The organism is Chitinophagales bacterium, from assembly GCA_040877935.1.
GTDB lineage: Bacteria > Bacteroidota > Bacteroidia > Chitinophagales > CAIOSU01 > JBBDNB01.
On the sequence record JBBDNB010000019.1, the window covers coordinates 17497 to 44006 of the forward strand.

Annotated in this window: 31 protein-coding genes; 19 read left to right on the top strand and 12 right to left on the bottom strand. The window is 38.5% G+C overall.

The window, feature by feature from the left end:
• Positions 1–26: 26 nt before the first annotated feature.
• On the top strand, positions 27–1067 hold the full coding sequence (ftcD, locus tag WD048_04465; protein MEX0811448.1) for a glutamate formimidoyltransferase: 1041 nt from the start codon (positions 27–29) through the stop codon (positions 1065–1067).
• A 58-nt stretch (positions 1068–1125) separates the two neighbouring features.
• Here ftcD and WD048_04470 read toward each other — a convergent pair whose 3' ends face one another.
• Positions 1126–1422 (bottom strand): metalloregulator ArsR/SmtB family transcription factor, encoded by a 297-nt coding sequence (locus WD048_04470; protein ID MEX0811449.1) that lies wholly within the window; start codon positions 1420–1422, stop codon positions 1126–1128.
• Between the two features lie 1245 nt (positions 1423–2667).
• On the bottom strand, positions 2668–3453 hold the full coding sequence (locus WD048_04475; GenBank protein MEX0811450.1) for a hypothetical protein: 786 nt from the start codon (positions 3451–3453) through the stop codon (positions 2668–2670).
• Positions 3454–3549: 96 nt separating this feature from the next.
• Here WD048_04475 and aat point away from each other — a divergent pair, with 96 nt between their 5' ends.
• The 4 genes from aat to WD048_04495 all read left to right on the top strand — a co-directional run bounded on the left by aat (position 3550) and on the right by WD048_04495 (position 5457).
• The gene (aat, locus tag WD048_04480; GenBank protein ID MEX0811451.1) at positions 3550–4245 is read left to right on the top strand and encodes a leucyl/phenylalanyl-tRNA--protein transferase; all 696 of its coding nucleotides are present in this window, start codon (positions 3550–3552) and stop codon (positions 4243–4245) included.
• A gap of 107 nt (positions 4246–4352) precedes the next feature.
• Entirely contained in the window at positions 4353–4568 is a 216-nt protein-coding gene (locus WD048_04485) for a hypothetical protein (GenBank protein ID MEX0811452.1), read from the top strand.
• Positions 4547–4936, top strand: a complete 390-nt coding sequence (locus WD048_04490) for a type II toxin-antitoxin system VapC family toxin (protein MEX0811453.1) — start codon at positions 4547–4549, stop codon at positions 4934–4936. The genes WD048_04485 and WD048_04490 overlap by 22 nt, the downstream gene beginning before the upstream one ends.
• A gap of 80 nt (positions 4937–5016) precedes the next feature.
• Positions 5017–5457, top strand: a complete 441-nt coding sequence (locus WD048_04495; GenBank protein MEX0811454.1) for a DUF2147 domain-containing protein — start codon at positions 5017–5019, stop codon at positions 5455–5457.
• A gap of 7 nt (positions 5458–5464) precedes the next feature.
• Here the strand turns inward: WD048_04495 and WD048_04500 are convergent, their stop codons facing one another.
• Positions 5465–6430, bottom strand: a complete 966-nt coding sequence (locus WD048_04500) for a polyprenyl synthetase family protein (GenBank protein MEX0811455.1) — start codon at positions 6428–6430, stop codon at positions 5465–5467.
• A gap of 296 nt (positions 6431–6726) precedes the next feature.
• Here WD048_04500 and WD048_04505 point away from each other — a divergent pair, with 296 nt between their 5' ends.
• Complete coding sequence (locus WD048_04505) at positions 6727–7173, top strand: response regulator (GenBank protein ID MEX0811456.1); 447 nt, start codon at positions 6727–6729, stop codon at positions 7171–7173.
• Here WD048_04505 and rnr read toward each other — a convergent pair.
• The 3 genes from rnr to WD048_04520 are packed head-to-tail and all read right to left on the bottom strand — an operon-like array spanning position 7170 to position 13118.
• Positions 7170–9359 carry a ribonuclease R gene (gene rnr, locus WD048_04510; protein ID MEX0811457.1) on the bottom strand — a complete coding sequence of 730 codons (2190 nt, stop codon included), beginning with the start codon at positions 9357–9359 and terminating at the stop codon, positions 7170–7172. The two genes, WD048_04505 and rnr, sit on opposite strands and share 4 nt — an antisense overlap.
• 57 nt (positions 9360–9416) lie before the next feature.
• A complete protein-coding gene (locus WD048_04515) occupies positions 9417–11285 on the bottom strand; it encodes an RNA-binding domain-containing protein (protein MEX0811458.1) in 1869 nt (622 codons plus the stop codon).
• A 36-nt stretch (positions 11286–11321) separates the two neighbouring features.
• Entirely contained in the window at positions 11322–13118 is a 1797-nt protein-coding gene (locus tag WD048_04520; protein MEX0811459.1) for an ABC transporter ATP-binding protein, read from the bottom strand.
• A 171-nt stretch (positions 13119–13289) separates the two neighbouring features.
• Between WD048_04520 and WD048_04525 the strand changes: the two genes are divergently transcribed.
• A complete protein-coding gene (locus tag WD048_04525; GenBank protein ID MEX0811460.1) occupies positions 13290–13499 on the top strand; it encodes an RNA-binding S4 domain-containing protein in 210 nt (69 codons plus the stop codon).
• 159 nt (positions 13500–13658) lie between these two features.
• On the opposite strand, the gene WD048_04530 is transcribed toward WD048_04525, so the two are convergent.
• The 3 genes from WD048_04530 to WD048_04540 all read right to left on the bottom strand — a co-directional run bounded on the left by WD048_04530 (position 13659) and on the right by WD048_04540 (position 15600).
• On the bottom strand, positions 13659–14564 hold the full coding sequence (locus tag WD048_04530; protein ID MEX0811461.1) for a nucleotidyl transferase AbiEii/AbiGii toxin family protein: 906 nt from the start codon (positions 14562–14564) through the stop codon (positions 13659–13661).
• Complete coding sequence (locus tag WD048_04535; GenBank protein ID MEX0811462.1) at positions 14557–15318, bottom strand: type IV toxin-antitoxin system AbiEi family antitoxin domain-containing protein; 762 nt, start codon at positions 15316–15318, stop codon at positions 14557–14559. The genes WD048_04530 and WD048_04535 overlap by 8 nt, the downstream gene beginning before the upstream one ends.
• Positions 15319–15417: 99 nt before the next feature.
• Positions 15418–15600 (bottom strand): hypothetical protein, encoded by a 183-nt coding sequence (locus tag WD048_04540; GenBank protein MEX0811463.1) that lies wholly within the window; start codon positions 15598–15600, stop codon positions 15418–15420.
• Between the two features lie 545 nt (positions 15601–16145).
• Between WD048_04540 and WD048_04545 the strand changes: the two genes are divergently transcribed.
• From WD048_04545 to WD048_04590, 10 genes are all read left to right on the top strand, one after another.
• Complete coding sequence (locus WD048_04545; protein MEX0811464.1) at positions 16146–16379, top strand: hypothetical protein; 234 nt, start codon at positions 16146–16148, stop codon at positions 16377–16379.
• Positions 16376–16531, top strand: coding sequence for a hypothetical protein (locus WD048_04550; GenBank protein ID MEX0811465.1), 156 nt, complete (start codon positions 16376–16378; stop codon positions 16529–16531). The genes WD048_04545 and WD048_04550 overlap by 4 nt, the downstream gene beginning before the upstream one ends.
• A 109-nt stretch (positions 16532–16640) precedes the next feature.
• Complete coding sequence (locus WD048_04555; GenBank protein ID MEX0811466.1) at positions 16641–16874, top strand: hypothetical protein; 234 nt, start codon at positions 16641–16643, stop codon at positions 16872–16874.
• A 237-nt stretch (positions 16875–17111) separates the two neighbouring features.
• Positions 17112–18134, top strand: a complete 1023-nt coding sequence (bioB, locus tag WD048_04560) for a biotin synthase BioB (protein MEX0811467.1) — start codon at positions 17112–17114, stop codon at positions 18132–18134.
• Entirely contained in the window at positions 18134–19282 is a 1149-nt protein-coding gene (locus WD048_04565) for a pyridoxal phosphate-dependent aminotransferase family protein (GenBank protein MEX0811468.1), read from the top strand. Before bioB ends, WD048_04565 begins: the two co-directional genes overlap by 1 nt.
• Entirely contained in the window at positions 19252–19905 is a 654-nt protein-coding gene (bioD, locus tag WD048_04570; GenBank protein MEX0811469.1) for a dethiobiotin synthase, read from the top strand. The genes WD048_04565 and bioD overlap by 31 nt, the downstream gene beginning before the upstream one ends.
• Positions 19906–20103: 198 nt before the next feature.
• Positions 20104–20397: a type II toxin-antitoxin system HigB family toxin gene (locus WD048_04575; protein MEX0811470.1), complete on the top strand. Its 294-nt coding sequence runs from the start codon at positions 20104–20106 to the stop codon at positions 20395–20397.
• Position 20398: 1 nt separating this feature from the next.
• Positions 20399–20755, top strand: coding sequence for a helix-turn-helix domain-containing protein (locus tag WD048_04580; protein ID MEX0811471.1), 357 nt, complete (start codon positions 20399–20401; stop codon positions 20753–20755).
• Between the two features lie 64 nt (positions 20756–20819).
• On the top strand, positions 20820–22181 hold the full coding sequence (gene bioA / locus WD048_04585) for an adenosylmethionine--8-amino-7-oxononanoate transaminase (GenBank protein MEX0811472.1): 1362 nt from the start codon (positions 20820–20822) through the stop codon (positions 22179–22181).
• 129 nt (positions 22182–22310) lie between these two features.
• Positions 22311–22916 (top strand): methyltransferase domain-containing protein, encoded by a 606-nt coding sequence (locus WD048_04590; GenBank protein MEX0811473.1) that lies wholly within the window; start codon positions 22311–22313, stop codon positions 22914–22916.
• Positions 22917–22918: 2 nt separating this feature from the next.
• Here the strand turns inward: WD048_04590 and WD048_04595 are convergent, their stop codons facing one another.
• Genes WD048_04595 through WD048_04605 form a run of 3 tightly spaced genes read right to left on the bottom strand, consistent with a single transcriptional unit; the run spans position 22919 to position 24919 of the window.
• Positions 22919–23173 carry a Smr/MutS family protein gene (locus WD048_04595; protein MEX0811474.1) on the bottom strand — a complete coding sequence of 85 codons (255 nt, stop codon included), beginning with the start codon at positions 23171–23173 and terminating at the stop codon, positions 22919–22921.
• Positions 23174–23177: 4 nt separating this feature from the next.
• Positions 23178–24074, bottom strand: a complete 897-nt coding sequence (locus tag WD048_04600; protein ID MEX0811475.1) for a hypothetical protein — start codon at positions 24072–24074, stop codon at positions 23178–23180.
• 53 nt (positions 24075–24127) lie between these two features.
• Entirely contained in the window at positions 24128–24919 is a 792-nt protein-coding gene (locus tag WD048_04605) for an SDR family oxidoreductase (GenBank protein MEX0811476.1), read from the bottom strand.
• A gap of 43 nt (positions 24920–24962) precedes the next feature.
• On the opposite strand from WD048_04605, the gene WD048_04610 reads away from it, so the two are divergent.
• Both WD048_04610 and fsa read left to right on the top strand, forming a co-directional pair.
• Positions 24963–25703, top strand: coding sequence for a lysophospholipid acyltransferase family protein (locus WD048_04610; protein ID MEX0811477.1), 741 nt, complete (start codon positions 24963–24965; stop codon positions 25701–25703).
• Positions 25704–25811: 108 nt separating this feature from the next.
• Positions 25812–26468 carry a fructose-6-phosphate aldolase gene (fsa, locus tag WD048_04615; GenBank protein ID MEX0811478.1) on the top strand — a complete coding sequence of 219 codons (657 nt, stop codon included), beginning with the start codon at positions 25812–25814 and terminating at the stop codon, positions 26466–26468.
• Positions 26469–26510: the final 42 nt, after the last annotated feature.

A 26510-nucleotide genomic window follows, 5' to 3' on the forward strand; every position in this document is an offset into this window, starting at 1 on the left:
TTGCAGATTTACTTTGAGATAAAAACATGCCACCTAATAACAAGCAACCTTTAATAGAATGCGTCCCCAATTTTAGTGAAGGACGTAATCCCGAAACTATACAAGCCATTGCCACTTCTATCGAACAGGTTCATGGAGTAAAGCTTTTGCATATAGACAGCGGCATAGCTACCAATCGCACCGTAATTACCTTTGCCGGAAGTCCTGAAGCAGTTATTGAAGCAGCATTTCAATCGATCAAGTGTGCTGCGCGGCATATTGATATGAGAGAACAAAAAGGTGTACATCCCCGCTTTGGAGCTACAGATGTATGTCCTTTGATCCCTGTTGCCAATATCAGTATGGAAGAAGTAGTTAAATATTCATTGAAACTGGCTAAAAGGGTGGGCGATGAATTAAAAATTCCAGTGTATTTATACGAAAGGTCTGCAAGTTCCCCTGAAAGAAGTAACCTTGCTAATTTGAGAAAAGACAATTATGAGGCGATCGTCAAAAAAATACATTTACCCGAATGGAAACCTGATTTTGGTCCGCAAAAACTCAATGCGCGCAGTGGAAATATTGCTATCGGTGCACGCTCATTTCTTATTGCCTGTAATATAAATCTCAAGTCAGAAGATATTGCCATTGCAAAAGCAATTGCTCGTGAAATTCGAAGCTCGGGATATATTGATAAAAGCGGAATAGTCCCTGAAAAATGGAAAAGAATGCCCGGTAAATGTACAGCACTCAAGGCCATAGGCTGGTATATACCTGAATATAATTGTGTTCAGGTTTCTATGAATATTACAGATTATACTAAAACAGGAATTCACCATGCATATGAAGCAGTAAAAGCTGCAGCAAAAAAACGAGGGGTGATTGTGAGCGGTACAGAATTAATTGGTTTAGTACCAAAGACAGCTATTTTAGATGCAGGAAAATATTATGCTTCTGCGCAAAAGCATTCTGTTCTTTCAGAACAAGAGTTGATAGAAATTGCAGTTTACAATTTGAGACTGGATATACTGCGCGAATTCAAACCTGAGGAGCGGATATTAGAGTATGTTTTGCAAGGTATGGAATAATAAAAAACCCCAAACTAAAGTTCGGGGTCTTTTTTAACGGTCACATTAAAATTAAGAATTAAACATTCTCACACTGACTTACAGTATCTTTAATGGTATCGTTGTTAACGCTGTACCAGATGGTTTTTCCTTCACGAGTAGTGTTTACAAAACCTTCTTTTCGCAAGATAGCCAAATGTTGAGATGCAACACTTTGCTCAATACGCAGTTTTACATAAATTTCAGTAACATTCATGCGGTTACCGTTTTCTTTGATTTTGGTTAAAATATCCTGTCTTAAAGGATGTAGCAAAGCTCTGATTTTTGCTTTTGCTTGTTTTAACACTTCATTTTCTTTTGTTGTTAAGTAGTTCATAACTAAATGGTTTTAATGATTTGTTTTATTACTAACGCAAATGTACGCATTTAGTTTAAGAAAAAACATAATAATCGATGAACGGCCTTTTTTCAGGGTTAAAAATAGCCATATGTAAGATGTAAAATTTTATGATAATTTGTTAAAGTCTTGTTTACAATATATTATAGGTGATTAAACCTATGTTTGTTTCTGTAAGTAGGTGTTTTCCGTTATGTGCTTTTTACAGGGTGTCCAACTATTTTTATAGTGATTTCACATTCTGAATAATTATTCTTTTTCAACTACAAATGATTAAACAATAGCTTGTTCATAAATTTATTTCATTATCTATTGTGTTGCTTATCAGTATCTTATTATTTTTTAAATGTAAATAGGAAGATAACATTAGTGAGAATGTTCATAATAATGAAGAAAATCCGGTAAAAAAAGATAGCTCAGTACTCTTGTTTTATATACAGGTATACTTTTAAAGGGAATACAATAATAATGCAGTTCTTTGATATAGACTCGGCAGATACTTGTGGATTTCAAGGATTTTAAAAAAATCACACACCTGGTTATGATCAAAATATTTTATTTGTGAGTACCCTGCTCAGCAATTATCGTTTTAAAGAAAAATGTGTTAAGGCTATTCGGTAGACACGATTTTCAAATTGCTTTACAGAGATGTTCTGTGCCTTTTGCATGAAAGCTCTTTGTAAACCGAGAATGGCTGTAGTTAAAATGGTATTAGAAGCAAAAAGTATTAGCAGTACTTTTGAAGAACTCCAATGGGTCATGACCCATTGAAAAAGCAGAACGAAAGCCCAAGCAGAGATGTCATCTTTATTGGAAAGATGTCGTCTCTTGCGCTAAACCGGTTCAATTTTAAACCTTGGTTTTGTGTATAATATGCGATCCCTCCGGGATCGGGCGGTGGTGGGGATCCTTTTTTATAAACATCCGATCCCCCTAGGATCAATTGGCTTTGGTTGAAGAGTTGTCCATTGATTTTTTAATGTTTTCCTTGCCCTATACCGAATTGGATATGCAGCGATGGCAATGCCCCAGCGGGGTCTTACTTTTTGCAGCAATCATCGCTTTAAAGAAAAATGCGTTACAGCCCTGCGGCAAGCAAGATCTTTAAATTGCTTTACGAGATGTTCTGTGCCTTTTGCATAAAAATTCCTTGTAAACCGAGAATGGCTGTACCCTGCTCGTAAAGTCAGCTGCACCAAATTGTAAAGTTTCAGGTTTTGTTTATCAATGCTTATTGAGCAATTGGAGCAAAGATTTTTCGCTGCAATTAAATTCGGGAATACCTCCAATCAACTCGCTTATGGTTGGCATAATACGTTCAGAACTGATAGAGACATCTAATTTTGTACCTGCTTCGATTATTCCATCGGCCTGGATCAGCAGTAAACCATTGTTATTGTCACTAATATTGCTTGAAGAACTGATGACAATAGCTGCAGAATTGTAAAGTCGCGATTCGATTAAACCTTTGAAAAGGCCTGAAAGCATTACGTCCAATTCTTCTACGGCAAATTGATAGGCCTCTGATTTTACATTACCTTCTTTTTTAAAGGCATTTTGCACACCTGAGTAATTTATAAAAAGAAAATTTGGTCTTTCATCGCGCAAGTATTCATAAGCCAATTCAGTAATTTCTACATCGCTGCTTCCTTTTTTTACAAAATCAAGACCAGATAACTGCTTGATTAATTTTTTGTCGCTGCTGAATGCTGCTGTTTTTGCATCTGGATTGTTTTTCTCCAGTGCCTGCATAATGTTTTCACCGTTGCAGGAAAACAACATTGCCTGGTAGTGATCTTTGTTTTCCGGGTTTATTACCTGATAATTTACCAAGCCTTTAGATGCTGTGAATTTTATATTCGGGCAATTGGCGTCAAGCAATCCCTCGTTTGAAAGATCAGGAATATTAATCCAAAGGATATGATTGACAAACTTTTGTTTCTGCTTATCTTCCTGTGCTGTGAGCAAGAAATAAAAAACCGATAATAAAAAGAATAAGAATAAGCGCATTAATTATTTTTTTGCAAAAGTACTCATTGCTGCTTATAATGCGTGCTTAATTCGAGTTATTGTATTTCTAATGCAATAATTGAAATTTTACTGTAAATGAAAAAGATCAAATTGCCTCAATTTCCCCACCCTGATAATGCCAATGAGTATGGGCTATTGGCTATTGGAGGTGATTTGAGTATGGAGCGTTTGTTGGCAGCATACAGCCAGGGGATTTTCCCCTGGTATAGTCCCGGTGAACCTATTTTATGGCACTCTCCCGATCCGAGAATGTTGCTTTTTCCTGAAAATTTGAATGTTTCAAAAAGCATGAGGCGGGTATTTAACCAAAATAAATTTACTTTTACCAGCGATAAGGCATTTGAAGCAGTGATAAAAGCTTGTAGTGAAATCCCCAGGTCGGGGCAGGAGGGGACCTGGATTACACAAGAAATGATGGAAGCCTATATTTCGCTTCACAAAGCAGGTTTTGCCCACTCAGTAGAAGTTTGGTCAGCGGAAAATAAATTGGTAGGTGGTATATATGGGGTTTCAATTGGAAAAGCATTTTTTGGAGAGTCTATGTTTAGTAAAGTTTCAAATGCTTCCAAAGCAGCACTTATAAAATTGACACAAGCCCTCCAAGTACAGGGCTTTGATTTTGTCGATTGCCAAGTGTATACCGAACATCTTGAAAGTATGGGGGCACAATTATATCCAAGGACATTTTTTTTAGAAAAATTAAGTGATTCTATCAAGAAACCCGGTTTGAATGTAGAGAAGTGGGCAGATTTGTTTGCTGAAAATCAATAAATTTTTATTTAAAATTTATTGTAAAATTTAAAAAACTATTCCTTTGAAAGCTTAAAAATGTGTATTTTAAACAGAGAATAAGTAGCTTAATCAACTGATTTGAAATTATGGAAACTGTACTCTTACAAATAAATAGTATAAAGGCATACAAGCTTCTGAAGAATTTGGAAGACCTTCAATTAATTAAGGTGTTGAAAAAAAGTAATCAGTCCGGGAAGAAATTGTCTGATAAATATGCTGGGAAATTACCTTCTGATATAGCAGATGAGCTTCAAAATCATGTAACTAAAAGTCGTGAAGAATGGGGCAAACCAGGTACTTAGTTGATTCTAATGCAGTTATTGATTATTTAGGCAAGAAATTATCAGCTTCGGGTATGGATTTTATGGACAGTATTATTAATGCTGTGCCAAATGTATCTGTGATTTCAAAAATTGAAGTACTTGGTTATAATGCGCCAAGAGAACATTATAAATTGCTTTCAGAGTTTATGGCTGACTCAACTGTAATGGATTTGACTGATAATATAGTTGATAAAACCATTGAGATTCGTAAACAGCATAAGACAAAATTACCTGATGCTATTATTGCTTCAACTGCAATTGTCTATGGTTTAGATTTAATTTCTCGAAATACTTCTGATTTTAAAGACATCAAAGAGTTAACAATAATTGATCCACACAGTTTATAATGAAGATTACGCTTATTTCCCTGCAAAGCATTGTATATGCAAATAAATATTTTTTACAAAAAAACAACTAAATAATAACTATGTATTTGAAACATTTAATTATACTATCTATTGCCTTTATATCAACTATTTCTGTTTTTGCTCAAAATGAATCTGTAAAAGGAGAGTGGTACACTGCTGATAAAGAAGCTAAAATCAAAATATACGAATGCGATAATGATGAAATCTGCGGCAAGGTAGTTTGGTTGAAAGAACCCAATGAAGAAGACGGTTCACCCAAAAAAGATGTTAATAATCCAGATGAAGATAAGCATGACAATCCTATTTTGGGCATGGATTTGCTGAAAGGATTTGAAAAAACTGATGATAAACTTTGGGAAAACGGAACCATTTACGACCCCAACAATGGCAAGACCTACAAATGCAAACTAACACTTGTAGAAGAAGATTTACTTGAAGTAAGAGGCTTTATTGGTTTTTCGTTTTTGGGTAGAACTGAAGAGTGGACCAGGGCAGAATAATTTCAGATCAAATCACCCTTTTAATCAACAACTGATTCAGTGATTCCAGGAAATTTTTCTTGGAGTCTGTACTTTTGATTGCTGAAAGGATTTCCCCTGATTTTGTAAAATAATTGTCTTTCAAAGACTGAGCATAGCTCCGGGCTCCGTATTTTTCAAAAAGATTTTTAATGGCTTTGATTTTTGCCTTGCTTTCTTTTTTATTTCCAGACAGGCTCAACAATTGTGCTTTATCTTCAGCAGATGCATTTTTAAGGGTATGGATAAACAAGATGGTTTTTTTATCATTTAAAATATCACCGCCAATTGTTTTGCCGAAGTTGTCCTTGCCAAAACTGTCCAGCAAATCATCTTGTATTTGAAAAGCCATGCCCATATTGATTCCCAGTTCATAAAGTAATTTTTGTTGTTCAGTGCTTGCCTGGGCGCATATACCGCCCAATTTAAGGCTGCAACCCATCAGTACAGCAGTTTTTAACTCAATCATTTCCAGGTAATCATTCTCCTCAACATCATTGTTGTTTTCAAAACTCATATCCAGCATTTGCCCTTCACAAACTTCCACTGCTGTCTTATTAAAGAGCCTAAAAGCTTTTACCATATTCTTTTCCGGTAGTTTTTCTATCTCTTGATACGCTTTAATTAACATAGTGTCACCGGAAAGAATGGCAAGATTTGAACCATACTTTTTAGGTACAGAATCTTTTCCTCTGCGCAGTGGTGCTGCATCCATAATATCATCATGCATGAGTGTGAAATTGTGAAACACCTCTACGGCATGGGCTGCGGGACAAGCCGCTGTTATATCACCATCAAAAAGATCGCAGGCCGCAAGTACCAATACCGGACGAATTCTTTTACCCCCTAAGCCCAGGATGTATTCTATTGGCTGATATAGCTTTTCGGGCTTTTTCAAAAATGAACTCGCTCCGAGGTAGGATTGATAGTATTCAAAATAATCCTGGTATTCCATGTAATTAATTTTCAGCGAATTTAAAGGATTGTTATTAATCAGCTCCGACACAAGATGATGATTTGAAAGTTTTTTGAGTTTTATAGCTCAAATGAATTAAAAATTGGGTAATAATTGCTGCTTGTAATCAGTTTTTATTTTTAAAATTTTTCAAGGAGCGCCTAAATTAACAATACCAATGATGTTTTACAATGTTGAATTGGCGCAAATTGCAGATGTCGGAATAATCAAAAATTCGAAATGAAAATTAATTGCCTACATTTGATTATCGCATTTTATTCAAAATAAAGAAAAGTATGTTGGGAAAAGGGCTTTTGGATATATTGATAATTGAAGACAATTCAGGGGATATTGTATTGACCAGGGAAGCTTTTGAAGAAGTGGGTTTGTCTGAACGGGTACATATTGCCAAAGATGGTGAAGATGCCCTGCGTTTTTTGTATCATCAGCCGCCATTTGAGAATGCTCCTGTACCCGATATTATTTTGCTGGATTTGAATTTGCCGAAAAAAGATGGCAGGGAAATTCTTCATGAAATTAAGAATGATGAAAAACTAAAGGTTATTCCGGTTATAATTTTAACGACATCAAAATCCGAAAAGGATATTTTGAGCTGTTATCGCAGCCATGCCAATTGTTATATTGAAAAACCTGTTGACTTTGATGAGTACATAAAAATCATCGAAATGATCAAAGACTTTTGGTTAAATCTGGTGAGGTTGCCGGGTGAAAAAAAGAATTAGTGCTCAATTTCATCTTCCGGCACTGTCTCTAAATCAATTTGTCTTTTCTCAATATTTGTTCCAACTACTCTAACTTTCAGGTCTTCCCCGATTTGATATTTATCACCGGTTCTTGTGTCTGTAAGGCAAACTTTTGATTCATCATATTCCATATCTGAATCACTGAGATCGCGGGCAGATATAAAACCTTCGCATTTGTTTTCCACCAGTTCTACAAATATCCCTCTTTGAATCACACCGGAAATTATACCCTCAAAAGATTCGCCAATACGTTCACTGATATATTCTACCTGTTTGTACTTCACTGAATCTCTTTCTGCTTCCATTGCAAAACGCTCCATCATAGAGCTTTTTTTGCAGAGTTCTTCCAGCTCAATTTTGTCGTATGCCGCTTTCTTTTTTTCTAAAACATTAGTAATGATTCGATGTGCCAGTACATCGGGATAGCGCCTGATAGGCGAGGTGAAGTGCGAATAATAATCAAAAGCAAGCCCGTAGTGTCCAATATTATTGGTGCTGTATGCAGCTTTTGACATGGTACGGATGCCAAGTGTTTCGAGTACGTGCTGCTCCTTTTTGCCTTTTATTTTGGCATAAAGTCCGTTCAGCGTGTGGGCTGTTTGTTTTGGATCGTCAAATTTCAGATCATAACCGAATTTCTTGGCAAATACCGCAAAATTTTCAAGCTTGGTACTATCGGGCGTGTCGTGAATACGATAAATCATTGGTACAGGGTTTTTACCTTTTTCGGGTTTTCCAGCAAATAAGGATACATATTTATTGGTCAGCAGCATAAAATCTTCTATCATGCGGTTGGCATCGCGCATAATTTTTATTTCTATGCCAATTGGTTTTTTGTTCTCGTCCAGTTTGAATTTTACTTCCTCGCTTGAAAAATCAATGGAACCATTTTCAAAGCGTTTCTTCCTCAGAATTTTCGCCAGTTGATTGATGGTTTTCACTTCATAGGCAAATCTCTCTTTTTTGTTATTGGTTTCAATTAGCTTTTGCGCATCATCATAAGTAAAGCGCTGGTCGGAGTAAATAATGGTTCGGCCATACCACACATTTTTCACTTCTGCACGGTCGTTCATTTCAAAAACTACTGAATAGCACAGCTTCTCCTCATTGGGGCGCAGCGAGCACAGTTCATTGGAAATTTTCTCGGGGAGCATAGGTAAGACCCTGTCAACAAGATATACACTGGTGCAGCGCTCTTGTGCTTCAATGTCTAAAGGGGTTCCGGGGCGTACATAAAAACTTACATCGGCAATATGCACCCCGATTTTATAATGGCCATTGTCCATTTTCTCAAAAGACAGTGCATCATCAAAGTCCTGGGCATCATCCGGGTCTATTGTGAAAGTGGTGATATTTCTGAAATCTTCCCGTTTTTCATATTCCTCGGCTGGTATTTTAGTGGGTAGTTTTTTCAACTGGTCCATTACCGAAGCAGGAAACTCAAGGTTGAACCCGTTTTCAATCAATATAGACTGCATTTCCACTTCATTGTCACCCGCTTTTCCCAGTCGATTAATTACTTCACCGAGCGGGCTTTTTGTAGGATCATCCCATGAGATCAACTGTACAATTACTTTTTCCCCATCTTTGGCATTCATGATTTTATTCAGCGGCACAAAGAAATCAGACTGAATTTCTTCTTTATCGGGCACTACAAAAGCAAAACTTTTTGAAAGGTGAATAGTCCCGATAAACTGGTCGGTATGCCGTTTTACCACTTCCAGGATTTCACCGTCATTTTTTCCGCTTTTGCGCACATTGGTCAGTAGTACTTTCACAATATCCCTGTGAAAAGCCTTGCCGGTCTTTTGTGGACGCACATAAATATCTTTGTTCAGATCGTCACAAATAATATAAGCTGCTCCACTTCTGGTCATGTCAACCTGCCCAGTATATACATTGGGGTTGTTCTCGTCTATTTCAGACTTGTCAATTTTTTGCAGGCTTTTATATACATTTTCAGTTTTGATGATTTTCCCGCGTGAGGTCAGAAAATCCAGGCTGGAAAATATTTCCTGAGAACTGTTTTCTCTCAAAAACTGCTTAAGGACCTTGTTTTTATCACGGCCTTTGTCGCCAGATTTCTCGATGAATTTTTGAATTTCTTTATTGAGTGCTTTTCTTTTTTCTCCTTTTCCGGAGGATTTCTTTTTATTTTTCGACATATTGTTTTATTAATTCAGTCCTTAAACATGCATTTTTCACCTTCATTATATGGTTTTTTAATCAAAGAGTGAAGGCCTTCTCTTAAATTTTCTGTTAATATTATAGCTTGGTCTGGCTCCTTTTGATTTTAGTAGATACTTCTTTTTGGTTAGGTTGCTGATAATACTTCTGATTTTTCTTTTATAATCGTTGTATTTTTTAACGTCCTCAATTTTTTGGTTTTTTCTGAAATAAAGGAAATCCCCAACTTGAGCTGCATTTATATCCTTAAGGTTTTTTCCATATTTATTAAAATGTAAAATAGTATTGAGTGTATCTTTATAATGAGAACCAAGCTCATCAAATGCTCCTCCAAAAATATTTCTCAATTCATCTGTAAAATCAAACTTATTAAGTGTTTGATCAACTATATAGGTAGGGTATAGTTCAGGACTGTCAGGATGTTTTTTTATTAAACCCCACTTTTCAAGTTCTGCTATCACAAAGAAATGATTATTGTCAGGGGTTAAAGCAATACAATATCGCTCTTGGTAACCCATTCTTTCTGATTTGAAAAAATAAGCCAAGACAGTTGCTTGTTCTTTTGTGAGTTCTCTTCCGTTTGTTTTTCTAAAAATATATCCACCAAAGCTTTTAAGCCACCAATCAATTTCGTCATCCAATATTTTACCTTTTGGGATAAATAATCCTACATCTTGTTCTGCATAAAGAATATAATAGGGGATGTCAATCTTGTTTTCAAGGGCCATATTTGTTAATGAAGACATTCCCCATCCTTTGCCTTCCCAGCGGTCAAATGATTTTAATACATCAGCAAGACGTGGGTTTTGCGCTTTTGGTATAGGAATGATTCGTCTTATAGGTTGTTGTCCATTAATTCGTAAAATTTGTTCTTGCCTGAACTTTCCGGGATTTCTGATTTCTAAATTTTTACCTGGATTGATTGTTATATTGACAAATTTATCTACGCTGTAATCTCTGTGCGCTAAGGCGTTGTTGACAGTTTCTCGGATCAACCTTTCTGGATATTCGAAACTTGTAGTACCTCCTTTGTCTGTATCAATTCCTGTTGAAATGTTGGCATGAATAAACCCAATACTGCTTTCTAAAAGCGGTATAATATTGTCTTTAAAAATCTTTTTATTCCCTGCAATCTGCACAGGGCTTTCTACAAAACCATCTACCTGCGCTCTTCCACCAAGAAAATCATAGGTGTTTTTTCCACAGACCAACATGCCAAGTAGAGTAGGTTGTTTGTTAATAACAAACTTTTTTCTTTCGAGAAAAGATTGAGCTGATTGAATATCTGCTTTTAATGTTTCAACTTTCATTCCTTGGTTAAGACGCTGTATGTATTCATTTAGCTTATCTATATCAATATCTTCAATGTTTGAGCCATTTACCTGCCGAAGTTCTCTTGCAAGTTCCAGTTCGGCACGTAGTTCTTTTTGCTTGGCAACTTCTTCTTGCGATATTTTATGATCACCGGTTAATTTTCTTTCCCAGGCTGTGCCATTAAAAAGCACATATTTTTTGTCTTCGGGAAGTTTTTCAATATACAAAACACAAACTTTCCCATTTAAAAAGTCACGAATTTCGAACAAATCAGGACGAATAAATTCACTAAGATCAATTGATTGCTTGCTATCAGTTGTATATTGTTTAGGAAGTTCTTTTAATTTATCCTCATTGTTGATATTAAAACCAGTGAATTTATATTCTTTTTTTTTCGTGTTTTCATTAACACCAATTATAACTATCCCACCTTGCGTATTTAAGAATGCGCACACAGATTTGTAGAGCTCTTTCCAGTCACTTCCTGATGAGAGATCTTTTAACTCAATTTTATCTGTTTCAATGCTGCTATATGAGCCAGATTCAATAGAAAATTCTAAATTCGATAATATTTTATCAACTACTTTCATTCAAGAGTAATAGTTTTATAGAAAGTTTGAGGGTACTTAAATCTGAATCCCTCTCTCAGTCATTCTGCGCTCAATATCTTCTAAGCGCCCTTTTGGAATGGCATCGATCAGTTTTTTCGTGTATTCACGCTGCGGATTATTGTAAATATCATCTGCATAGCCCAATTCTTCAATTTTTCCCTGGTTCATCACTACCATTCTGTCTGACATAAATTTAACCACTGAAAGGTCATGAGAGATAAAAATATAAGTAAAATCAAATTGTTCCCGCAATTCAATCAACAAATTGAGCACTTGCGCCTGTACCGAAACATCAAGCGCAGAAACTGATTCATCGCAAATGATAAAACTCGGATTCAGCCCAAGAGCACGCGCAATACAAATACGTTGTCGCTGACCACCGGAAAACTCATGTGGATAGCGGTTGTAGTGATCTCCGCTCAGACTTACAGTTTCCAACAACTCTATTACTTTCTCTTTGCGCTGTTTCTCATTCGCTAGAATGCCATGCACATTCATGGGCTCGATAATGGCAGCACCAATGGTCATTCTCGGATTAAGCGAGGAATATGGATCCTGGAAAATAATCTGCATTTCCTTGCGCAGTTCTTTCATATCAGCAGCGGGAAGATCCAATACATTTCTGCCTTTGTAAATCACTTCTCCGTCACGGGCATCAGTCAGGCGTAAAACAGTACGACCCAATGTGGTTTTTCCACAGCCGGACTCGCCCACGAGCCCCATGGTTTCTCCCGGGTAAACATCAAAGCTGACATCATTGACAGCTTTTACATATTCTGTTGTTTTGCCAAAAATGTTCTTTTTTGAAGGAAACCAGGTATGCAGGTTTTTTAATTGCAGTACCGGTTCTTTGGCCTCAAGTTTGGCCATTCTTTCTTTGGTTTGGGTATCGCTTACTTTCACGTTCTCAATCACTTCCTGTACTGAAGTGTCGATTTCTATCAGCTCCCCATTTTCTTCCCGCATAAAATCAGAAACGATGGGCAGTTTGCTGAGCCGGTAATCCAATGGCGGACGACAAGCCAAAAGCCCTTTTGTGTATGGATGTTGGGGATTGGAGAATATTTCGTAAATACTGCCCTGTTCCACGATACTGCCTTTATACATGACCAATACGCGATCTGCAATTTCGGCAATCACACCCAAATCGTGGGTGATGAAGATTACGGACATACCGATTTCATCGCGCAGCTCACGCATAAGGTCCAAAATGGTATCCTGAACCGTTACATCAAGGGCAGTTGTAGGCTCATCTGCAATCAAAATACCGGGATTGCAGGACATGGCCATGGCAATCATTACGCGCTGTTTCTGTCCGCCAGAAATTTGATGCGGATAGGCATCTAAAATACGCTCAGGTGTGGGCAGTTGCACTTTTTTGAACAGTTCAAGTGTTCGTTCACGAGCCTCTTTTTTAGATACTTTCTGATGCAGCATAATGGCTTCTGAAACCTGTGCACCGCATCTGAAAACGGGATTAAGCGAAGTCATGGGCTCCTGGAAGATCATGGAAATTTCATTGCCACGGTATTTGCGCATCTCTTTGTCGCTGAGCTTCAGCAAGTCAATCGAGCCTTTTTCCTTGTGGTGGTAGATAATTTCCCCGCTTACAATTTCACCGGGAGGGTTGGGGATCAGGCGCATTACGGACAATGAACTTACTGATTTACCCGAACCCGATTCTCCTACAATTCCTATGGTTTCACCTCTGTTCAGCGTAAAGCTGATATTATTGACTGCTTTTACAATTCCCGCTTCAGTCTTGAATTGTGTGACCAGGTTTTTTACTTCCAATAGTTTATTTCCGCTCATTGACTTGATTTCAAATTTTCCCTAAAATTACTTTTAAATATGCGAATGTCAAAGGGAAGGAGGAACGACTGCGGTAATCCCAATCCATTTTACACATTTGACAGCGCACATACCACATCAAATATTTGACATTCTTATGGATGACCCTAGCTTTGTCACAAATTAAAAACTATGGAATTTAAGCTTAATGGAAACGATTTTATTCCGCTAAATGCCCTATTGAAAATCGTCAATATTGCGGAAAGTGGGGGACAAGCCAATATGTTTATTACAGAAGGCGAAGTATCCATTGATGGTAAGCTAGAAAGCGCCAAACGTAAAAAAGTACGCGCAGGTCAAGTTGTTACTGTTTTTGATAAAACGGTGAAGGTTGTTGATTAGTAAATGAGTTTATAAGGCATTAGGCAATAGTTGTTGAGTGATGGTTAACTATGAACAATGCCTAATCAGAATTTTTTTCTAAGAGGGCTATTTTAGAATCAATTCATAAAACTCTTGCCACTCTTGCTGTAAAAACTGAAAGTTGGTTTTTATCATGATTTAACAGCTTAGTTCTTCAAATTTTTGTTTCAAATTAATAATTCCTGCTTGATGTTTCTCAGGATTTTTTTCTTTGAGTATCTCAATATTTTTTAGCTTCCATTGCACAGCCGGGAAATCAGAGAAGTTATAAACCGACCAATCGGGTGTAGCGGATTCAAAATTCACCAAAAATTCTTTATCGGATTCGCTTAAATTTTGATGGATGGTTTTGACCAATTTTTCCCGTGTGGCACAAAAGTCTTCATAGGTAAAGTCTTCTAGTGTCATGCCTTTAAATTGGTTGTTATAGGCTTGTTCTTGATTGAGATAATGCGGAAACAACATTTCTAAAAGCGGGCGCTTACTGCATATGAGGCAAAACATAAACCCTGTTTTTATCTCTTTGGTAGATACTTCATTTTCTAGTAAATACTTGATATCAAAAATATCCCTGGGGTGCTGCCTGTCTAAAGCGGCACATATTTTACCACCATAAAGCTGATGAAAAGGCACGCAAGGCATAATGCAAAAGGCATCAAATTCTTCCTGAGCTTTTTCGCAAAGTTCTCGATTCTCAGTTTCTCCTATTAAGCCCCGCATGCCTTGGTTTACTTCTATTTTTATAGATGCGCCAGAGTTTTGTATCTGCAACTTTAATAGATGCGCTTGCACCACCACTTTTATACTCGGGTCTAATTTTTTAAGGCGATGTTCTATGTTTTTTAGACTTTGCTCAATGTTGGCAAATGTGCTGCTTCGGTCTTCTTTAGGGATGTAGGTTAAATCTATATCTACAGACAATCTGGGCATATTGCGCACAAACAAGTTGATGGCTGTACCACCGTGCAGGGCAAAACATTTTTCTTTAGCTATTTCTGGCAACACCTGTAGCAATAAGGCCGCTTGTTCTTGATAGTTAGCCATGTGCTAATGATTTAGGTACGGTTATTTTAAACTCGGGTATGTACGCCCCATTGTCAACAATTTTTCTTTTGCCCTTTCCCAGATATATATTTTCTAAGTTTAAAAAAGCTAACCATTGATGCCCTGCTTTTTTTGCCAGGTATAAAAACAAGCGTTTTACTTTTATGGAAGTGCATTGTTCTAGTAGCTGTTGCACCACCTTTGGACGCAAATTATTAAGCCCTTCCATTATTTCGTAGCATTCTTGCAGGTCTTGATATTGAGGTGCTAAGTACAAACATTCCATCAGGGCCCGTGCAGCACCTGATATTTTGATGGGCAAGCCCATTATTTGCTGCTCTACCATACCTATGCCTGCCGGTAAAAAAGCGCTTTTCACATACTTTAGTTCTTCTTGCCAAGGGTGTTTTTTCACCCAGGCGGGCAAGGTTTCTTTTGAGTTGCCAAACAGGATGTAGCTTTGTTGACCCATTGCCAGATAATGGGCTTTACCTGCCAATTGCAGGGCTGTCTTTGCCGCAGGGTGTACCGATAAACCTGCCTGCTGCTGCAAAGCGAATAGGGCACCGGCTATGGTGGGCTTATCTCCAGCCTTTAACATGGCACCATTGCCTAAAGCCACAATCCACTGGCTTTTTTTGTAGCGGTTGAGCAACTGGGTAGAGTAGCCCTGCTGTTTGAGCCAGGCCGTTAAATACACGGCATTAGGAGGCCATGATTGTAGCAATTGGTTTATTTTATTGTTCTTTTCCAAACTATTCGTTTGCTTTTAGGTAGAAATGTAAACCTAATATACGGCAAGGTTTATTAAAATACAAATAAACAAACTAATAGTTTGCTTTTATAACTTAATTTAAACCAACTCCCCCTTAAAAGCCTTTTGCAATAAGCAGTTAAATAAATCTTCACTTTCTTTTAGCTCTTGTTTGGCTAGTTCTTTTTGTTGTTCGATTAGGGTTATTTTGGATGCTAATTCTTTCTGGATACTAAGAGTAGGTATTGGTAACTTAAGTGAGCCCAGCATTTGTTGGTTCAAGTTTTGAATATAAGCCTCACGACCTCCGTTTCTTAGAAAGTATCCATTGATGGCAAGTTAGAAAGTGCCAAACGTAAAAAAGTACGCGCAGGTCAGGTTGTTACTGTTTTTGATAAAACTGTGAAGGTTGTTGATTAACAAGCCCCCAATCAAAACCGTCATTCCCACTCAGGTGGGAATCTCCATGGATTCAGACGATTTCTCATAGCCACCGCTCGCGTCTCGCGAGTGGATTATTGGACAGCCTCCGGCTGTATGTTGAAATATTTTGCGGGACGCAATTCAAATTCTCACTCGCTAAGTTTATCCCGCCACATTAAGGTCGGGAAAGCGGATCAAGGGCATAAGTAAAAAATTAAGAAAAATCCCTCAAGGGAAATTTGATGTACACCTATTTTATCTGACTTTTGATAAGTCAATTTCTCCATTTTATACTACCTTAGTTAGCCCATGAAGGGTTGTTTTAAAATTTAGTAAACTACCTTTTTGAAACTATTTTTGAATACGAAAGGATTTTATATCTATCTCTTCAAAATTCACTTTTAATGAAACATGTCTCAATTTTCCTAGATGATAATGATTTTGAAAAACTGGCCAAGTTTATAAAATCATTGGGTTCAGCGCATGTCAAAGCAAGCCGTGTGGTAGAGCATGAAGATGAAGGCTTTTTTATACCTCAATGGCAGCAGGATTTGGTTAAGCACAGGATTAAAAATTCCAAACCGGAAGACTACAGTTCTATAGAGGGTTTAGACAAGGAAATTAATTTACAGAAATGAGTAAGCGTAACTTTATGGTTACCAAACTCAATGAAGTAAAGTTGCACGTTTTGGCTGTGGATGAGTTCATCACCGCACAGGCAGAAAAAACAGAGCAATTGCAGCAGTATAAAAAGGGATTGATACAGGGTTTGTTTCCGGAAATTGTCTGAACATGATGGGTAAGATGATTAAGATAGGCAGGATAAAATTGGGTTGGTCAAAAGTGGTGGAATCTGACCACTTTAAATGTGGCAAATTCGCCATAATAAGATTGTAAGCATGGCAAAAACAAAACAAATACAGGTAAAAGAAGTGGCCGTTCGTACGCTTCTTGTGAACGGTGAAGATTATATCAGTATAACAGACATTGCGCGACAAAAAAATGCTGTTGAGCCTAAGGATGTGGTGAAAAATTGGATGCGGCTCAAAAATACCCTCGAATACCTAGGCTTTGGGAGCGACTCAACAACCCTCATTTTAAAGGGGTCGAATTCGACCCTTATTGAGAATTGAAGGAGTTAAGCAACCCCAATTTTAATTACCCCGAATTCGGGGTAATTGAACAGGAATCAGGAGTAAAACGATTCATTTTGTCGCCAGCCTCTGGCTGTTGAAATAGCCAAAATGAGGACTAATATTGTTCACCAACTTAAAGCTTCTGTACGCTTAATTCTTCCATTCTGCCTAAATTATTAAGTCAATTTCTCCATTTTATACTACCTTAGATTTTGGTTTAAAATTTTTACAACAATGGAGATTAGAAACGATTGGACATTAGCCGAAATCAAGGAAATATACAATAGCCCTGTGCTGGAAATGATGTACAGAGCTGCAACAGTTCACCGCGAATATCAAAATACGGGCGAAGTGCAGGTTTGTACCTTGCTTTCCGTAAAAACCGGTGGTTGCCCCGAAGATTGCGCTTATTGCCCACAGGCAGCGCGATATCAAACGGATGTAAATGTGCACCGCCTTTTGGATACCGATGAAGTATTGGAAAAAGCACAACGTGCCAAAGATGGTGGCTCTACCCGCTTTTGTATGGGTGCGGCTTGGCGCGAAGTACGCGACAATCGCGATTTTGATCGTGTGTTGGATATGGTAAAAGGCGTGAACAAGCTCGGATTGGAGGTTTGCTGTACGCTGGGCATGTTGACCGAAGAACAGGCCAAAAAGCTCAAGGAAGCTGGTTTGTACGCCTACAATCACAATCTGGATACTTCCGAAGAACATTATGACGACATCATTTCCACCCGCACTTATGACGATCGTTTGGATACGATTAAAAATGTCAATAAGGCAAATATCAGTGTTTGTAGTGGAGGAATTATTGGTCTGGGAGAAACAGATGAAGACCGCATGAAAATGTTGCATACTTTGGCTACCATGCCTTTTCACCCGGAAAGTGTTCCGGTGAATGCGCTGGTTCCCGTAAAAGGCACGCCACTTGAAGATCAGGAATTGGTATCAGTTTGGGAAATGGTGCGCATGATTGCCACTGCCCGAATTTTGATGCCCAAGGCTATGGTACGCCTTTCTGCAGGAAGGGAGCGCATGAATACGGAAGAACAGGCACTCTGCTTTATGGCGGGCGCCAATTCCATATTTACGGGAGAAAAACTACTGACCACACCCAACCCGGATTTTGATGCCGATAAAAAGATGTTTGAATTGCTTGGGCTCAAGCCCCGTCAGGCATTTAAGGCAGAAGGCACGGAACAGACCATTGAGTGCAAAACCTTCAAGGGCAAAGCGGAAAGCGTGGCTGAGTAATGGAAAGCAATGCCAATCGACAGCTTGAAACTTTGCTGCAAAAGCGCAAGGACAAGTTGCTGTTCAGAAGCTTGAAAGACAGTTCTGGATTAATTGATTTTTGCTCCAATGATTATTTGGGCTTTTCCACACTGGGTATTTTAAAAAATGCCTTGGGCAAACAAGAGGACATTAATTCCGAAAGCAAATTTTACGGAGCCACCGGCAGTCGCCTGATCAGCGGAAATTCAAGGGAGCACGAAGCTTTGGAAGTCTATTTGGCGGAATTTTACCAAAGGGAAGCTGCACTGCTTTTCAATTCGGGCTACGATGCCAATTTGGGACTTTATTCCGCCTTGCCACAAAAAAACGACTTGGTACTTTTTGACGAGCTCTGTCACGCAAGCATTCGCGATGGCTTGAAAATGTGCAGGGGAAAAAGTCTCTCATTTCCTCACAATGACCTGGAAGCATTGGAAACTCATTTGCAATACAACAGTGATAAATACGCGCAAATTTACGTAGCCACCGAAAGTGTTTTTTCCATGGATGGAGATTTTGCGCCACTGAAAGAACTGGTCAAACTCAAAGAAAAATATGCTTTCGAATTGCTTTTGGATGAAGCACATGCCACTGGGATTTTTGGAAAAAACGGAGAGGGTAGGGCAGTGGAACTGAATTTGCATAATGAAATATTTGCAAGCGTTCACACCTTTGGAAAAGCACTTGGCGCACACGGGGCTGTGGTGCTTGGAGGCCAAATTTTAAAACAGTTTTTGATCAATTTTTCTCGCCCCTTTATTTTCACGACCGCATTGCCTTTGAGCAGTGTGAAAGCCATCAAAACAGCCCATGACATTTTGTCAAATGAGGATTGTAAATTAAATGAAATCAGTACTTTAAGAAATTTACTTAAAGTAGAAATAGAAGCTATCCCCAACGCTGAATTGATTCTCTCAGAAAGTCAGATTCAAAGTCTTTTGATCCCCGGAAATGAGCGGGCAAAAGCAGTTGCTTCCGCATTGGAAGAAACGGGAATTTATGCCAAAGCCATTTTATACCCAACGGTGCCAAAAGGCAAAGAACGGATTAGAATATGTTTGCATGAATTCAATACCATTGCAGAAATAAATTTGCTGTGCAAGACATTAAAGGAGGCATTAAAATGAACTTCATCGTAAGCGGAATCGGCACCGAAGTGGGCAAGACAATTGCCTCTGCCATCCTGTGCGAAATTTTGGATGCAGCCTATTGGAAACCCGTTCAAAGTGGTGCAGAAACGGACAGCGACAAAGGGGCGATTAAGTCATTGGTGCCGGGAATTAAAACTTATGAAGAATCTTATGTTTTGCAGGAGCCGGCTTCACCGCATTATGCCGCAGCATTGGAAAACACCACCATTGATTTAGAGCGGATAAAAGCACCAAAACACCAAGGTCACTTGATTATTGAAGGTGCTGGAGGCTTGCTCGTCCCGCTGTCCTTGAAATTTCACTATGCCGATTGGTTTAAGAAAATGCAATGGCCGATTATATTGGTAAGTCGGCACTATTTAGGTTCCATCAACCATACGCTTTTATCGGTCGAGTACTTGAAAAACCACAATATTCCTCTGGCAGGCATTTTGTTTAATGGACCAGAAAACAAATCGACTGAAACAGCCATCAGCAGTTTTTCCAAAGTGCCTATTTTAGGACGTATAAATGAAGCAGATAAGCTAAATGCTGATTTTGTAAAAGCAGAAGCAGAGCGATTGAGAAGTGCTGTAATTAAAGGTCTTGGATTGATTTGATTGTTTAAAAATGTAGATTCGTATTGTTAAATGAATAATAAAGCGTTTTGAAGAGTAGGGGCGCACGGCGGTGCGCCCCTACTTTTGAAAATCAAACTTGCTTGCTACTTATTATTTTGGAATTGCCCTTGATGCTAAAAAACGAAAAGTTATCATAATGGTAACTTTTTTGGCTATATTTGCATTAAATAATTTGAATTGAAGATATTTTCGAGAGGGACTTTACGAGATTTTTGGATTAAGCACGCTGACTGTGAACTTCAATTAAGATCATGGTATCGCGAAACTGAAAAATCAAATTGGAAAACGATAAACGAACTTAAATCTGAATATCCAAATGCGAGTATTTTAAAGGATAACCGAATAGTTTTCAACATAAAAGGTAATGATTATCGATTGATTGTAAAATTCAACTTTGAGTATCAACTCGCTTGGATCCGATTTATTGGAACTCACGCTGAATACGATAAAATAAACGCAAACGAAATTTAAAATGGAAATAAGACCAATAAGAAACGAGGCTGATTACAAAAAAGCTCTTGAACGCTTAGAATTGATTTTCGATGCAAAAAGAGGAACCGAAGAGGGCGATGAACTTGAAATTTTATCGATTTTAATTGATAAATACGAAAGTGAAAAATTCCCAATCGAAATGCCAGACCCAATTTCTGCGATTAATTTCAGAATGGAACAAATGGGATTGAAACAAAAAGATTTGGTGGAAATGATTGGATTTAAAAGTCGTGTAAGCGAAATAATGAATAAAAAACGCAAACTGACTTTAGATATGATTCGCAAGCTAAATACCAGTTTAAAAATCCCAACAGAAGTTTTAATACAAGATTATTGAAAACAAAAAGCGGAAAGCACTAAGGGCAATATCGGTTTCAAGCAATTGGTGTTTAAATATTTAAATGAAAAGAAAGAGCGAGAAATTCCCAACTGCACATAGCCGGAAATCGATCCAAGCAAGTACAGGAAAATTTAAAGACACCATGGGAAAAAGCCTAAAAGCAAAAGACCAGGCCATGATCTGGCATCCTTTTACGCAGATGAAAACGCATGGCGATGCAGTGCCTATCGTGAAAGCCAAAGGTGCGTGGCTTTATGATGAGTCCGGCAATAAAATCCTGGATGCAGTGGCTTCCTGGTGGGTGAATACGCATGGGCACAGCCATCCCTATATTGCAGAGCGATTGGCCAAACAAGCCAATGAACTGGAGCATGTGATTTTTGCAGGATTTACACATCCTCCCGCAGTGGAATTGGCTGAAAAATTACTGCCCAAATTACCCGAAAAACACCAAAAATTATTTTTCTCCGACAATGGCTCCACAGCAGTGGAAGTGGCGCTGAAAATGTCCTTTCAATATTGGTTCAATCAAGAAAAGCCGCGCTACAAAGTACTTGCGCTTAAGGATTCCTATCACGGTGATACTTTTGGAGCTATGTCGGTAAGCGGTCGGACTTCTTACAGCAATCCTTTCGAACCCAATTTGTTTGATGCGCTGTATATCTCTAGCCCTGGCAATACGTCCGAGGCTGAAGTTGTACAGCAAATGGAAAAGATTCTAAAGCAGGAGAAAATTGCAGCATTTATTATAGAACCGTTGGTGCAGGGCGCTGAGGGGATGTTGATGTATTCGCCAGAAACCCTGGACAAATTGATTGCAATGGCTCGAAAAAATGGGGCATTGATCATAGCCGATGAAGTGATGACGGGATTTGGGCGTACGGGTACTTTTTTCGCTTCCGATCAATTGCAAAACAAACCCGACATCATTTGCATGTCCAAAGGCTTGACGGGCGGAACAATGGCTCTGGGATTGACCTCTTGTACCAATGAAATTTACGAGGTGTTTTACAGCAATGACCAATTGAAAACTTTCTTTCACGGGCATTCTTTCACAGCCAATCCACTGGCCTGTACTGCGGCCCTGGCTTCATTGGAATTGTTTGAACGAGAAAACACCATGGAAAAAGTCGCAGGGATTGCTGAATTGCACAGCATATTCGCAGCAGAATTGAAAAAACATCCATCAGTGGAAAATGTGCGCCAATGCGGCAGTATTCTGGCTTTTGATATTTACAAAGCAGGAGAGGAGCGCAATTATTTCCACTCCATGCGCGATACCATTTACAATTATTTTCTCCAAAAAGGCATTTTGCTGCGCCCGCTGGGCAATACGCTCTATATTTTACCGCCTTATTGCATTGCTAAGGAAGAACTGCAATGGCTGTATGGAGAAGTTTTGGAGTTTTTGGATGGGATTTAAGTTAAACCATTTCTTATAAAGACATGTTTTTAAAAATATTTTACTCGATAATCGAGATTTAAACCTGCCCGACTAAGCAGGCGGGTGCTCCGAGGCTTGCCCCGAGGTTGTTTACTCAAAACAGAATAAATGCAAACTGATAAATCTAAAGAAGCGGTAAGGCTCGATGCAGCTTTTTGGAATGAACGCTATGAAAAGAATGAAACGGGTTGGGATTTGAAGCAAGTCTCTCCACCTATAAAGGCATATATAGATCAATTAGAAAACAAAAATATAAGCATCCTGATAGCGGGTTGCGGCAATGCTTATGAAGCAGAATATTTGAATAATTTGGGTTTTGAAAATATTACCCTGATTGATATAGCGCCTTTGTTGGTAGCAGAATTAAAAGAAAAGTTTAAGCAGAGTAGCATCAAAGTATTGGAGCAAAATATATTCGATCACACAGGCAAATATGATTTGATTTTGGAGCAAACACTTTTTTGCGCAATAGATCCTTCGGACAGATCTCGATATGTAGAGAAAATACACAGCTTACTTGCTGAAAAGGGCAAATTTGTTGGTGTTTTATTCAATAAAATATTTGAGCATCAAGGCCCTCCCTTTGGAGGAACAAAAGCAGCGTATGAAAAACTATTCTCTGATTATTTTCAATTCAATACCATAGCACCTTGTTACAATTCAATTGCTCCAAGAATGGGTAATGAATTGTTTATCAATTTTTCTAAAAAATGATTTTAATGTTTAAAACGCACGAACAATCTCCCGTGGTTTTTGCTGTCCTTATCAATGCGGTGATAGCGGGCTTTGATTTCAGGTTTTTGTAAAAAACGCAGTACTCGTTTTTTTAATTGCCCGCTGCCTTTGCCGGGAATGATCTCTACCAGCTTAATGCGTTTTTCCTCTGCTTCCTCAATTATATCCGTTAAAGCACGGTCAATCTCGATGTTTCGATTGTAAATATCGTGCAGATCAAGACTGAGTTTACCCATATATTTACTTGATTATTATTACAATGGAATTACCATTATAATTCAGGTTGGCATTGAAATCACAGGTTCCATCTCCATAATCCAGTGTGGCGAGTTCCTGGTTGTTGACGGTGTATTTAATACTGCCTTTATTCACCCATAGGCAACAGACATCTTTCTGCAGAGGATCAACCACATCCAGACGATAATCCTGCCCATCGCTGGTTACGCCTTCTCCCCAGCCGGTGATCAGGTAAATATCATCGCAAACACCATCTTCCCAACCATGTGTCCAGAATGTAGTGCCTTCGCCTTCTGTCCATTCATTGGTACGCTCCGACTCCCAGGTGATTACTCCTCCACCGGGTTTGATAAAACGCACGTTGTTGTCCTCTACACTGAATGTCAAATTATTATTGCCATTTCGTCCGTTGTTGGTAATGGTTTTGGTGCCTTCAATTTTGTAATCGTTTACATAGTAATCTTCCACACTTACATTTACTTTGGCACCGGCATTTCTGTAATTATCAGTAAATTCTGCAATCACTTTTCCTTTCCGCTCAACCCCATAATAATCAGTACATCCACTTCCAAAATCGATGGTCAATGTCATGGGAAAATTTCCTCCATTGGTATTTATTGTAACTATGGCGCAAGAGTCCTGAACGGATTTGTATTGAACTACGCCCAGGTCGGTTTTGCCAACTTCATCACTGTATTTACCATTTTTAGACTCCTCATCTACCACTTTAAAAAGGTCTTCTGAAAGTTTTTCACTTATTGCCGCATCTTCAGCAAGTGTTTCGTAATTGATATTTTCATTCTTGTCTTTGTCTTTATCGTCTATTTTGTCTTTTTGACAACTACCCAGGCTTAAAGTAAGAATGGCCATAAGCAGAATGCTGGAAATTGAAGTTTTCATGATATTAGGTTTTGGTTGATGTGCAATACAACTGTAAAAGTGCAGATTATATTTTATCTCACCGAAGCCTTGTTTAGAATTTTCGAAAAAAGTCCCGGAAAAAAACGCTTAATATAAACGGCATAGGTTTCTTTTCCCCCCACATAAAACTCTTCTTTCTTTTTGTTCAGGCCTTTAATGATCTTTTGAGCGCAAATATCCGGATGAAGTCCCTTTGCTGTAGCTTCGTCCATAGTCCCAAGTGGGCTGCCGTCACCAGTAAGGGCATTTACTGATACATTGGTAGCAATGTAACCGGGACAGATCAGTGAAACATCGATGTTGAATTCATGCAATTCTGCCCTGAGGCTGTCGAAAAAGCCGTGTAGTGCATGTTTTGAAGCGGAATATCCTGTTCTGTATGGGCTTCCGAATTTCCCGACCAAACTTGTAACCACTGCTATGTGCCCTTTTTTTCTTTCCATAAAATAGGGGAGCAATGCTTTGCTTAAAGCTACCGTACCCAGATAGTTGATTTCCATTAATTTTCGATCCACGTCAATTCCTGTATCGATTGCCAATGAGCGTTGACTGATCCCGGCATTGTTGATAATCAGGTCTATGCCATCGTTCAATTCCCAGGCTTTTTTCACAAGCTCTTCAAAAGTATGGGGCTTAGCAAGGTCAAGCGGAAGTATGGTAACATCTTCAGAATCTGAGCAACTTTCCTTAATTTCCAAAAGCTTTTCTTCCGATCGGGCTGAAATAATGAGTTGTGCACCCGTTTTACAATAGGCTTTTGCGAGTGCGGCTCCAATTCCGGAAGAAGCACCAGTTATCCAGATAACTTTTTTTTGTTCTGACATGTTGCTATTTCTTGATGCTTCTAAGTTAATTTTATTTCTGTAAATGAAAGGATTGTTGTTGATCTTCTATAATCTTTGGGCATACATCAGCTTTTTCCTGTTTGCTGCATTGGGCGTTCCCTGGTATGCTTTTGTTTTGATATTCAAGTTGCCTGAAAAATACTTTTACCTATACAGTAGAATATGGGCAAAAATATGGACCCGCCTGGTTTTCATTCGCTGCAAAATTTATGGAAAGGAAAATATTGAGAAAGGCCAACCCTATATCATTGTTTGCAATCACCAGTCTGTGGCTGATATTTTTATTGTGCCCTATGCGCTTGAAATGGATTATCGCCCCTTGGGCAAAGTAGAATTAAAAAAGATCCCGATCTTGGGATGGCTTTTTGCCAGGGCATTGATTTTTGTGGATCGTTCTGATGAACGAAGTCGCAGGAAGAGCAATGGCCTCTTGAAAGCGGTTTTAAAACAGGGGATTTCCGTATTCATTTTTCCTGAAGGTACGCGCAACAGGACGGGTAAGCCACTGAAGGATTTTTATTCAGGAGCTTTTAGAATTGCTGCAGAAACGGGTGTTCCCATACTGCCAATGGTGATTACCGGGATTTTAAAGTTGACTCCTCAGCATACTTTACTGGGACAACCGGGCAGTATTGATTGTCGCTTTTTTCCACCTATCTCTACCAAGGACAAAAATTTTCAGGAACTTCAAGATGAAGTTTATAAACTAATGTGGGAGTGCGTGGCTGAAAACGATCCGGTTTTGGGGAAATCTCTTGATTAATATAGGGGCTTATCGCTTTTGACTATGCAGATCAATCAAAAAACAGACAACAGTAATTAGAGCTAAATAATCTTCCTTAACTTTACCCAAAACCTAAAAGCACACTTTATGAAATTCTTTATTGATACTGCAAACTTAGATGAAATCAAAGAAGCCCAAGACCTCGGAATATTAGATGGTGTAACTACCAATCCCTCTCTGATGGCCAAAGAAGGTATTTCAGGTGATAACAATATTTTAGGGCATTATGTCAAAATCTGCGAACTGGTAGATGGAGATGTCAGTGCAGAGGTGATTTCAACCGATTACGAAGGTATCATTAAAGAAGGGGAGAGATTGGCCGACTTGCATCCTAATATTGTGGTTAAAGTGCCGATGATTAAGGAAGGAATTAAAGCTATTTCTACTTTTAGCGCTAATGGTATTAAAACCAATTGTACCTTGATATTTTCTGCCGGACAGGCAATATTGGCAGCAAAGGCCGGAGCCACTTATTTGTCTCCTTTTATCGGCAGGATTGACGATATGAACTGGGATGGTTTGGATCTGATTGAGCAAGTTGCCCGTATTTACGACAATTATGGATTTGAAACAGAAATCCTTGCGGCTTCTATTCGCAATCCATTGCATATTGTAAAATGTGCTGAAATTGGTGCCGATGTGGTAACTTGTCCCCTTAAATCCATTACCGGGTTATTTAATCACCCACTTACGGATATCGGGTTGGAGAAATTTCTTTCCGATCACAAAAAGTCCAATGCCTGATTATTCTTTCTAATGAATATTACAGGTTAAAATAGGTAAGTA